The organism is bacterium, from assembly GCA_040755755.1.
Classification (GTDB): Bacteria; SZUA-182; SZUA-182; order DTGQ01; family DTGQ01; genus DTGQ01.
Genome location: JBFLZW010000074.1, coordinates 1 through 12490 on the forward strand (window position 1 = coordinate 1; position 12490 = coordinate 12490).

Here is a 12490-nt window from a genome sequence, read left to right on the forward strand (position 1 = left end):
CTGCCACAGTCAGCTATATCGAAACCCACGGGACAGGAACCAGTCTGGGTGATCCGATCGAGATCAACGGCTTGAAGAAAGCCTTCGAGGAGCTGTATAGAAAGCGGGGCAAAACCCCACCCCCAAAACCCCACTGCGGCCTTGGTTCGGTAAAGACCAATGTCGGCCACCTGGAGACAGCGGCAGGCATGGCCGGTATCATCAAGGTGGTTTTGGCCATGCAGCATAAAACCCTTCCGGCCACGGTCCACTTCGAGGAGCTCAATCCCTACATCCAGCTTGAGGGCAGTCCCTTCTATATTGTCAAGGAAACCAGACCCTGGGAGCCGCTCAAAGGTGATGATGGCAGGATTATCCCCAGGCGGGCAGGAGTAAGCTCCTTTGGCTTTGGGGGTGCCAACGCCCACATCGTGCTTGAGGAGTATGAGAAGGGTGAAAATAACCATCACCCCCACCCAGCCTCCCCCCTCAAGGGGAATGGTCAACAGGATGAGCAGATCATCGTGCTCTCAGCCAGGAGTGAAGAAAGGCTCAAGGCTTATGCACAGCAGATGGTGGAATTCCTGAAAAGAGTTACTGCTCCAAGCCCGGCAGATGCTTCTGCCTCAAGCCTGCCGGATATTCATGCAGCAAGCCTGCCGGGTGCTCGCCCTGATCCGATCAGCCTGACTGATCTTGCCTACGTCCTGCAAGTTGGGCGAGAAGCTCTGGAGGAGCGATTGGCTCTGGTGGTGCCAGGCATACAGGAATTGATAGTGAAATTAACCCGATACTGCCAGGGGAGAAAGGATGAGGGTTTTTATCAAGGGAATGTGAAGGCAAACAGGGCTAAATCCGAGCTTCTGGTTGCAGGAAAAGTAGGAAAGGAATTTATCAGGACCCTGGCACGGGAGAGAGAGCTTGCCAGGTTAGCACATCTGTGGGTACTCGGAGTGGACATAGAATGGGAATTATTATACCAAAACTCCAGGCCAAGACGCATATCTGTGCCTACCTACCCTTTTGCCAGGGAAAGGCATTGGGTTACGGTATCATCAGTATCAAAGAGGGGCATCAACCCAGCCCTGGCGTACGTAAATCAGCATCAATTGGGCAGAGCAGACAGAGCCCCCGGTCAGGGCCAGGTTCCGGGGTTCCATTCTCTGATTGGCCTTCATCCTCTGATTGGCAGCAATACCTCGACCTTACGGGAGCAAAGGTTTTCGACCTGGCTGAGCGGAGACGAGTTTTTCCTGGCTGACCATGTGGTAGGTGAGCACAAGGTGCTGCCTGGCGTGGCTTATCTTGAGATGGCGCGGGCCGCAGGTGAGATCAGTGGAGAGAGAAAGGTCAGGGGGCTCAGGGATATTGTCTGGGCACAACCGGTCACGGTGGCCTCAGCCCCTCAACAGGTGCACATCAGCCTGTATCCGCAGCAGCAGGACAGGGTGGAGTTTGAGGTAAGTACCGCTGGCGAGAGCAACCGGCGGGTGGTGCACAGTCAGGGAAAGCTGGTCTATGATGGCCAGGGCCTTGAAACTCCAACCAGGGCACAGCTCATCGATATTGAAGCCATCAAGACTCGATGCCGTGAGTTGAAAAGCGGCCGGGAATGCTATCAGGCATTTCAGAGCGGAGGGCTTAAGTACGGGCCGGGCTTTCAGACCATCAGGGAGCTTTTCTTCAATGGGAAAGAGGCCCTGGCACGCCTCGAGGTGCCGCAGAATCTTAAGGGCAGCATTCAGGAATTCGGGCTTCATCCTTCCCTGATGGACGGGGCATTGCAGACAGTGGCAGGACTTATGGCCAGCCAGTCCGAAGGTCAGGAAAAAAGCTCTGCCGATGCTCTCTATCTTCCCTTTGCCCTGGGAGAGGTGGAGATTATCAGCCCCCTGCTGCCTGAGACAGGCTATGCCTATGCAACTGTGGCCGATGATCAGTCAGGCAAAAGTCTTCCCTCTGCACGGTCCAGAGTCAAAAGGTTCAACATTCAGCTTGCAGATGAGACTGGCCAGGTGCTGGTAAGCATGAGGGACTTTTCAATCCGGGCACTCAGGCAGCCTCAAAAGAGCTCACCCCTTATCAGTGGAATCACCGAAGCGAATAAAGCTCAGACTGATAAGGTATTGGTCAGAGTAAAGGAACAGGAACTCAGGGCTGGTGAGCATGAGCTCGGAGCCGGTAGTGAACAGAAAGTCAAAGCAGATGCACAGGATTTGCGTCAAAGGATTCAAAAGGACCTGCTGAAGGCGGTCTCGGAGACTTTGAAGATCAAGGAAAAGGAGCTTGATCCGGATGAGGACCTGAGCGGGTATGGATTTGATTCCATCACCATAACTGAGTTCGCCAATCGGCTGAATGAGAAGTATAACCTTGAGATTACGCCCGTTGCCTTCTTTGATCATCCTTCTATTGGCTCATTCGCTCAGTACTTGAGCCAGGAATATCGAGACAGACTCATTCCCTTTTATCAGGATAGCCTGAAGGTGACCAGGCAGCCTGCACTGAATGAGCCATCAGAGCCGGCAGAGGAGGTTTTTGAGGAGATCAGGCTGAAGCCCCGGTTCCAGAGCTTTGGTTATGAAGGGCCGCAGGCAGATGGAGCCATTCAATATGCCAGGAGTGAGCCGATAGCCATAGTTGGCATGGCCGGGGTGATGCCCCAGTCGGAAGACCTTGAGGTATTCTGGAAGCACCTTGAAGAGGGCCGGGACCTTATTACCGAGATACCCAAAGATCGTTGGGATTGGCGCGTATGCTTTGGTAATCCGGCCAAAGAAGCCAATAAGACCAACATCAAGTGGGGCGGGTTCATGAAGGAAGTGGATAAATTCGATGCCGCCTTCTTTGGCATATCGCCCCGTGAGGCAGAGCTGATGGATCCCCAGCAGAGGCTTTTTTTGCAGACAGTATGGAAAACCATCGAGGATGCAGGCTATAAGCCCTCCGATTTATCCGGCACCAAGACCGGCTTGTTTGTCGGGGTAGCCAGTTCAGATTATCAGGATATTTTACGCGCGCAGGGCATTACTATCGAAGCCTATACCTCAACCGGCATGGCCCACTCGATCCTGGCCAACCGCATCTCTTTCCTTCTCAATCTGCATGGGCCGAGCGAGCCGATCGATACTGCCTGCTCAAGCTCTCTGGTGGCAATCCACCGGGCTGTAGAGGCGATCCGGGCAGGGGATTGTGAGATGGCGATTGCCGGTGGAGTCAATGTTATCCTGAGCCCGGCATTGTATATTTCTTTCAGCAAAGCAGGCATGTTGTGCGAGGATGGCCGGTGCAAGACCTTTGACAAGCGGGCTAATGGTTATGTCAGAGGTGAAGGGGTAGGAGCTATCCTGCTCAAGCCGTTAAGCAGGGCCAAATCAGAGGGGGACCACATCTATGCCCTGATCAGGGGAACAGCCGAAAACCACGGGGGCCGGGCTAACTCCCTGACTGCCCCAAATCCCAGCGCCCAGGCTCAACTGCTGCTCAGGGCATACGAGAGGGCACAGCTCGATCCTGCTACAATCAGTTATATCGAAACTCATGGAACCGGCACCAGCCTTGGAGATCCGATCGAGGTAGAGGGGTTAAAGAAAGCCTTTAAGGATCTGTCCGGAAGATGGGGCACAACCACTCTCAAAGAGCCCCTTTGTGGCCTTGGTACCGTAAAAACCAATATCGGCCACCTTGAGGCAGCAGCCGGAATAGCCGGTGTGATCAAAGTTCTCCTGGCCATGAAACACAAGAAACTTCCGGCCACGGTCCACTTTGAGGAGCTTAACCCTTACATCCAACTTGAGGACAGCCCCTTTTACATTGTCAAAGAAACCAGAGCATGGGAGCCTCTCAGAAGTGACGACAGCCGGATTATTCCACGTCGGGCAGGAGTCAGCTCCTTTGGCTTTGGAGGAGTCAATGCCCACATCGTGCTTGAGGAATATGGAGAACCATGTCAGGAGCATGAAGAACCGGGGCTGCAGCTTAGCCCGCCAGTACAGGATGGGCAGCAGGAAGACCATATTGACCATATTATTGTGCTCTCAGCCAAAAATGAAGAAAGGCTCAAGGTTTATGCTCACCAGATAGTTGAGCTCCTGGAAAAGACCACCCTGGTGAATTCTTCATCCGCGCCGCAGGAAGAAGAACCGGCACGAAAAGCTCAGAAGGAGATTCAAGAGGAGTTACTCAGGCTTGTTTGCCAGAGGCTGAACGTTACAGAGAAGGATATTGACCTGAAGGAGGACCTGGGTGAATATGGCCTCGATCCGGTCGGCTTGACCGAACTTGGCAATCATATTAATGAAAAATATAATCTTTGGATACCCCAGGCTATCCTCTTTGAACACCCGTCTCTTGAATCGCTGGTGCAATATGTATGGGAAGAGCAGAGAAGCAGTCTTATCCAGCATTACCCCTGCCCGCACGAAGCGAAAAGAAGCCAGAGCCGGGAGGCTGTCAGTCTGGCTGATCTTGCCTATACCTTGCAGGTGGGCCGTGAGGCCATGGAAGAGCGGTTAGCTCTGATAGTGTCGAGCCTCAAGGAATTGGAGGAGAAGCTCGTTCAATATTGCCAGGGATCAGAGGGAGAAGAGGTATATACCGGGAACGTGAAAGCAAACAAAGCGAAGCTCGGGCCTGTGCTCACCGGAAAAATCGGAGAGGAATTTGTTAAGACTGTTATTCAAAACAGGGAATTCAGCAAGTTAGCTCAACTATGGGTACTTGGAATGGAAATAGATTGGAGGCTGCTGCATCTCAATCGCACTCCGAGACGACTTGCTCTTCCTACCTATCCTTTTGCCCGGAAAAGGTGCTGGATACCTGCATCCGATAGGGGAATCAGTGCCATGATAATGAACGGTCAGGGTAAAGTGCTCAAGCATCATCCTCTGCTTGATCGCAATATTTCAACCTTACGGGAACAGAAATTTTCCACCCTGCTCATGGGAAATGAATTCTTCCTGGCTGATCGTATGGTTGAAGGGCAAAAGGTTTTACCGGAGCTGACTTACCTGGAGATGGCCCTGGCAGCGGGTGAGCTCAGTGCGGGCAGGAAGGTTCAAAGGCTGGAGAACATTGTCCTGGCAAGGCCGATCAGCATAGCCAGGGCTCCCCGGCAGGTTTACACCAGCCTGTATCCGAAGCAGGGCTGGTTGGAGTACGAAGTGAGCACGCCCGATGGAGATAATCACGGGGATAAGCGAGGGAACAGGCAAGGCGATAACCAGGGTAATAACCAAGATGATAATCAAAGAGTGGCACAGAGAGTAATACATAGCCAGGGGAGGTTGATCTTTCAGAGAAACGCTGGAAGCAAGGTCACGGATAACCGGACTGACGGCCAGGACGGGAAGGATGGGAGTAGTGAGGTTATCAATATTGAGGCTGTCCGGCAGCGATGTCAAAAGTCCTCAAGCGGTGAAGAGTGCTACCGGAGATTTCAGGGCGCGGGTTTGCACTATGGTTCAGGCTTTCAGGCCATTCAAGAGCTTTTTTATAACGGCAGCGAGGCCTTATCACGGATTGAGTTGCCCGCAGAGATGAAAGATGGCTTCCAGGAATTCAAACTGCATCCTGTCCTGATGGATGGAGCGCTGCAAACAGTTATCTGGCTGATGCACAGCCAGGGAGCAGAACTCGATGACACCGCCTATTCCTATCTCCCCGTTGCCGTAAGGGAGGTGGAGATTATCAAACCCCTGTCAGCACGAGGATATGCTCATGTCACCTCGGCTGAGGACCAGCTTTCTGATGCGGGTCAGCGCCTGGCAAAATTCCCGATAAAGAGATTTACTATCCAACTGGGAGACGAGAAAGGCTGCGTTCTGGTAAGGATGAAGGATGTTTCCATAAAAGCACTCAGGCAGCCTTTAAATCTCAAAGCTCATCCCGGAGTGGTTCAACCTGATAGAGCCGGCATGATGTACTTTCGAAGTGTATGGGAGCGGTCAGTGGAGGGTGCTGAATCCTTCGAGACGGCTGCGGATGGCCAGGATGTATTGGCAGAAGGTGCCCTTTCAGGGCATGTGCTGATCTTTGATACTAACAGGAATATCAGCGGGGATGGCACTGGAGATGCCACCGGGGATAGCAATGGGCAGATTGCTCAGACCCTCCAGGAGAGGATGACCACCAAGGGTGAGTGCGAGGCAAAGCTCATTGTGGTCAAGCCGGGACAGGAATACCGTGAGATTGATGAATTCGAGTATGAGATTAATCCCGGTCACCGGCAGGACTATTTCCGGCTAATCGGGACCCTGGCCAGCCGGCAGGCGCTGCCGGATACTGTTATTCACCTGTGGTCACTGTGCTCAAGAGGGGCAATGGGGCCGATTGGGCCAATGGGGCTAACGAACTCAGGGAGTGATTACCCGGACAGTCTGAGTCTGGCCAGTCAACCCGATTTTAAAGCCCGGCTTGCTCTGGGGATGTATTCGATATGCTACCTCAGCCAGGCACTCACGGAGCGGGAGCAAAAGTCCAGGAGAAAACTCAGGCTGCTGTATGTCTATTCAAACTCAAACGACCATCCACAGCCCCAGTATGCGGCTGTAAGTGGCCTGATCAAAACCATCCGCCTTGAAAATCCACGGTTCATCTATAAGGCGGTGGAAATAGAGGGGGCGGAGGAGGGTGAAAATACCCATCCCCCCAGCCCACACCAATCCAGGGAAGCTGCGTCAAAAATCCTCAGCATACTGCTGGCTGAGCTTCGCACCGGGCGTGAGGCCGAGGTTGAGGTCCGCTATGAGGGAGGACAAAGGTTTGTCAGACGCTGGCAGGAGATTGATTTCGCACGCGAGGCCGATAAGGCCCCCCAGGACGATACCGATAAATCCACCCGGGACCATACACCAACTCTGCTCAGAGAGCATGGCGTGTATGTGATCACCGGGGGGCTGGGCGGGCTTGGGCTCATCTTTGCCCGGTATCTGGCCAGGCAGGTGAAGGCAAAACTTGTACTGGCAGGCCGCTCTGATCTGAGTGCCAGGGGGCAGGATAAAATCACCGGGCTGGAATCCCTGGGGACTGAGGTAGTCTATGTCAAAGCTGACATAACCAGCAAAGAGCGGGTCCAGGAGCTTATAGCCAAAGCCAGGCAGCGCTTTGGCAGGATACACGGGGTGATACACAGCGCCGGGGTAGTCAGGGATGCACTCCTGTCCAAAAAAGCACCGGAGGACATGGAACAGGTCCTGGCTCCCAAGGTATATGGCACCCTGTATCTGGATGAGGCCACCCGTGATGAGCGGCTTGACTTTTTTATCCTGTTCTCATCACTGGCAGCCGTGACCGGCAACATTGGGCAGGCGGATTATGCCTATGCCAACAGCTTCATGGATAATTTCGCCGCCTGGCGGGAAGGGCTGCGCGCCAGGCATGAGCGCTCTGGCAGGAGCCTGTCCATCGACTGGCCGCTGTGGCAGGAAGGCGGCATGAAGGTAAATGAGCAGACGGAAATTTTCCTCGCCAGGACCCTTGGCGTGAAAACCCTGAGAACAGAAGCAGGCCTTGCGGCTTTCGCCAGAGGGCTGACTTTGCGTGACAACCAGTTTCTGGTGATAGAAGGAGATCGAAGCAAGGTAAAACGAGTACTTGGTATCAAAGAAGAGGATTCTCACGGTGATTCCCGGCAGGGACCCGGCGCTCGCTCAAACCCGGCAGGTAATGCCGGTAAGACCGGCCAGATTCAGTCGGCGGAGGAGCAGGGCCTGCGCCAGAAGATCCAGGAGGAATTACTGAAAGCCATCTCAGGAGTCTTGAAGATCAGGGAGCAGGATATCGACCCCGATGACGACCTGAGCGGATATGGGTTCGATTCAATTACACTCACTGAGTTCGTCAATCAATTGAACGAAAAGTTTGGCATCACGCTTACACCGGTCGTTTTCTTTGAGCATCCCTCTATCAGCTCCTTTGCCCGGTACTTATGCCAGGAGCATAAAGACAGGCTCATTTCATACTATCATGGTAGTTTAGGTGGAGATGAAGAAGTGGAAGGAAGAACTGCGGAGACCGACTTAACCGGGGAAACCTTCGAGGATATTGAATTAAAGCCGAAATTCTGGAGCATGGAGATTGAAGAGGGGCAGAGCGGAGCCGCCCGGCTTTCCGATGAGCCGATAGCCATCATTGGCATGGCCGGGATGATGCCCCAGTCAGAGGACCTTGATACCTTCTGGAAGCATCTGGAAGAGGGCCGGGACCTTATCACCGAGATTCCCAAAGATCGCTGGGATTGGCGTGCTTACTTTGGTGATCCGGCCAGGGAGGAGAATAAGACCAATATCAAATGGGGCGGGTTCATGAAAGAGGTGGATACATTCGATGCCGCCTTTTTTGGCATATCGCCCCGTGAAGCGGAGCTGATGGACCCCCAGCAGAGGCTCTTCTTGCAGACAGTCTGGAAGACCATCGAGGATGCAGGCTATAAGCCCTCTGATTTATCCGGCACCAGTACCGGCTTGTTCGTCGGGGTAAATACTTCGGACTACCACGAACTTTTGAAGGATCGGGCCATCGCGACAGGGATCTATACCGCAACGGGAGTAGCCCACTCGATCCTGGCTAACCGCATATCGTATCTTCTCAATCTGCATGGACCGAGCGAGCCGATCGACGCTGCCTGCTCAAGCTCTCTGGTAGCCATTCACCGGGCTGTGGAGGCGATCCGGGCAGGAGATTGTGATATGGCCATTGCCGGTGGAGTCAATGTTATCCTGAGCCCGACCCTGTATATTTCTTTCAGCAAGGCAGGCATGCTGAGCGAGGATGGCCGGTGCAAGACCTTTGATAAACAGGCCAATGGTTATGTCAGAAGCGAGGGGGTCGGTGCCATCCTGCTCAAGCCCTTAACCCGGGCCGAAGCGGAAGGTGACCACATCTATGCCCTGATCAGGGGAACAGCGGAAAATCATGGCGGTCGGGCCAATTCCCTGTCTGCTCCCAATCCCGGAGCTCAGGCCAGGCTGCTGGTCAAAGCCCATGAAAAGGGCAGGATCGATCCTGCCACCGTCAGTTATATCGAGGTCCACGGAACAGGCACCAGCATTGGAGATCCAATCGAGATCAACGGCATACGGAAAGCCTTTGAAGAACTGTACAGAAAGTGGGGAAAAGAGCCACCCAAAGTGCCTCACTGCAGGCTTGGTACCGTGAAAACCAATATCGGCCATGCGGAGGCGGCATCCGGAATAGCAGGCGTGATTAAGGTGCTTCTGGCCATGAAGCACAGGAAACTTCCCGCCACTATCCACTTGAAAGAGCTTAACCCCTATATTCAATTGCAGGGCACTCCGTTCTCTGTTGTCAGGGAACCAACACCCTGGGAGCCTCTGAAGGATCATGACGGACAGATCATCCCACGGCGTGCGGGAGTAAATGCCTTTGGTTTTGGCGGGGTCAATGCATACGTTATACTTGAGGAATACACCAGGCCTTCAATTAAACCACGCCTTTCTGGTCAAACTCTTCAACTCGTTCTCCTTTCAGCTAAAAATAAGGAAAGATTGCAGGCATCCGCCAGCCAGTTAGTAGAGTTTCTGCAAAGAGAAACAGCGCGAGAGCGGCATGAAGACCGGCAAGCACTCAACCTGGAAAACATTGCCTATACCCTCCAGGTGGGACGGGAAGCAATGGAGGAGCGACTGGCCCTGACAGTATCGAACACGGCGGAGCTGGTAGAGAAATTAGCCCGATACTGTCAGGAGACACCGGATGGAGACAGTTGTGGCAAGGATGGTTTTTATATGGGCAATGTGAAGGCAAATAAAGGCAAAGCCGAGCTTTTTATTGGAGATAAAGAGGGAGAAGATTTTGTGAAAAGCCTCATTGCCAATCGGAAACTCAATAAGTTAGCCCAGCTTTGGGTACTTGGGATAAAAATCGACTGGAGGATGCTCTATCCGCATCATACTCCGGACCGCATTCCTCTGCCTACCTATCCTTTCGCCAGGGAGCGCTATTGGATACCGGAGGTTGAAAATTTTGCGGCAAAAGCTAATCCCGTGAGTGGTCAGCAGGGGCAAACAAGCGAATTTCACCCAAGCGGGCAGATTGAACTTGAAGAATTAAAGAAGCTTTTTTCAGGCATGTTAAAAATGGACCTTGACCATATAGATGAAAATACTACCATCGATCAACTGGGAGTTGATTCCATTCTGCTCATGGAAGCTCTCCTTACGGTCAATAAAGAACTTAACCTGGATATTAAGGCTTCTGATGTCGCTCATTTAACCAGGGTCAAGGATTTTATCGACCTTATTGCCCAATCTCAGGAAGGTACAAACTCCCCGGTTCGAACAGCTCACAGGACGACCAGGACCGGTGTATCAATAGGGCAATCGAAATATGACCAGCACTGTCTGGAAAAATACCAGTATGCTTTTTCAGGAATTGACACGCTCAGGATATTTTTCATCCAAGGCTCACAGGGTATTAACACCGAGGTAATTACCTGCGGACACAGGGATGCCGAGACTATCCTGCTGTTATCCCCGATAAACTGCCTGGCTACAGCCTGGATGCATCAATTCAGGGAATTATCTTCCCGGTTTCACCTTATCGCTGTGCACTATCCCGGACATGGAAGGAGTGAATTTGCCCCGGAACGGAGCGATCTCGACTCCATCGGCCAGAATATTACAGAGATTGCAGATCTTTTGAATATCACCCGGCCCTTTCACTGGGTTGGATGGTCTCTGGGTGGCATGATTGCCCTGGCAATCGGTGAACGATACCCGGATACCGTCAAGACATTGACCCTGGTCAGTACGACCAGCAAGATTGAACAGGATGACTCGCTTGAAAATAAGTATATTTTTTCTCAGCTTCTGGTAAAAGATTTCCATTCCAACATGCCAAGGTCAATGCGCTCCCGGAAAGAGGTGTGGGCCGATTGCATTAAGGCCGACTGCACTCCGGAGGTATCGCTTCATTATACTGATCAGGTATTCAAGTTTGATTTCCGGGAGAAAATTTCCACTCTTGCCATTCCGACCCTGGTAATTGCCGGTGGCCGGGATAAAGTTACCCCTCCCGCATCCGGCAAATATATTTGCGACAAGATCAAAGGTTCACACTACTGTGAGCTTAAAACGGGAGGCCATTATATTCCTTTGCAAAATCACCGGTATTTTAACCAAAAGCTGATGAATCTGGTATGCTCTCAGGCAGGTACAGAGGGGTAAAGGCACAGAGGGGCAAAGCTTTGCCCCTCTGCTAATCGTGGCCTGCACGGTTAACGGTGGCATGGACGATCCGGAAAAAATCATAGGCATGGCCGTGCAGGGTGCCATCGGAGCGGAGGAGATATCTTCCTTCCAAATCGTATGGGCCAAGGTCTGAAATAGTCTTCAGCCCCCTTTCCCGGAGAAATTGTTCCGTGCTGCCATCTTCGATCCCGAAAATCAGGGGTTCTCCAATTGCAGCAGCGCAGATCTTTGTTGCCCTGGCCCCCCTGAAGGCCCTCCAATCACCCCGGATGAAAGATTGCAGTGCATAATCGAAGACAAGAGAGCTTCCTGGCAGGCAGTTATCGGTAACGAACTGTAATACCCTATCCACTGCCCCTTCGGAGATATAGTAACTGACCCCCTCCCAGATGAAGAAAGTCTTCAGGGTTGTCTTAAAACCTCCCCGAAGAAGCACTTCCTCCAGGGATTGAGAATTGAAATCAATGGGAACGAAAGTAACGTTTTCAGGGAGATGGCCGAAGAACTTGAGCAACTGGCTTTTCTTTTCCGCCTGGGTGCCGGGGAAATCTACTTCGAAAACAGGTACCCTGCCGAGCCGGCTGCAAAACCTGTATGCCCGGCTGTCATTTCCAGCCCCAAGGATTACCAGTTGTTCAACCCCTTCTTTCAGTACCTGAATCAAGAGTGAATCTATATGTTTGGTTCGGGCGATATGATAGCAATAAATACCCGGACTGCCGATTTCCATTACCCGCCGGGTGATCCATCCAAGATGAAAGCATATACGCCACCACCGATTCAGGAACTGCCTGGCCAGATAGTCCGGATTACGCACGCTTTCATCACGCTCACAGGCAGCTATCGCCCGCGCACAGGCCACGAGCTGTGCTGATTTTATTGCACGATCTAAAGACCGTCTGCGGATATTGCGGGGAATGATCTTCATCTCTTCTCCCTGTTTACCTGTGTTCAGTTCACCCGTCTAGGGAGAATGGCACTTACATAAGAATTAGTAATTCTCCCGCAGAGACGCTGAGACGCAGAGGATATCATTGAAAAGTAAAAGTAAAACAAGTTCCTCCTTGTGCCTTTTTACTTTTTGCTTGCTTCCAGGCCGTTGACACATCGATATATCCCGACTTTCATCAGGACCTTGCCGGATTGGTTGTTCTCTGCGTCTTCTGCGGGAGATCTTTTTTCCCTGTGTGCTTTGTGTCCTCTCTATATTATAAGCTTGGCTTATGTAAGTGCCATTCCTCTTAGTATACCTCTGTTTCGGCAGCTTCGGTTCTTTTTCGCTATATCACCTCCGGTTTGAC

The 12490-nt window shown here is 52.3% G+C and carries 2 protein-coding genes; one reads left to right on the forward strand and one right to left on the reverse strand.

All coding sequences use genetic code 11. From position 1 onward, the window contains the following. Positions 1 to 17 precede the first annotated feature (17 nt). A complete protein-coding gene (locus tag AB1611_20365) occupies positions 18 to 11165 on the forward strand; it encodes an alpha/beta fold hydrolase (protein ID MEW6381937.1) in 11148 nt (3715 codons plus the stop codon). Positions 11166 to 11196: 31 nt separating this feature from the next. Here the strand turns inward: AB1611_20365 and AB1611_20370 are convergent, their stop codons facing one another. Further along, entirely contained in the window at positions 11197 to 12117 is a 921-nt protein-coding gene (locus AB1611_20370) for an SAM-dependent methyltransferase (GenBank protein MEW6381938.1), read from the reverse strand. Between the last annotated feature and the right edge of the window lie 373 nt (positions 12118 to 12490).

What these genes read in the sequence shown, in the direction of transcription:
- AB1611_20370 (MEW6381938.1), bottom strand. Translation starts at nt 12,117, where the DNA reads ATGAAGATCATTCCCCGCAATATCCGCAGACGGTCTTTAGATCGTGCA.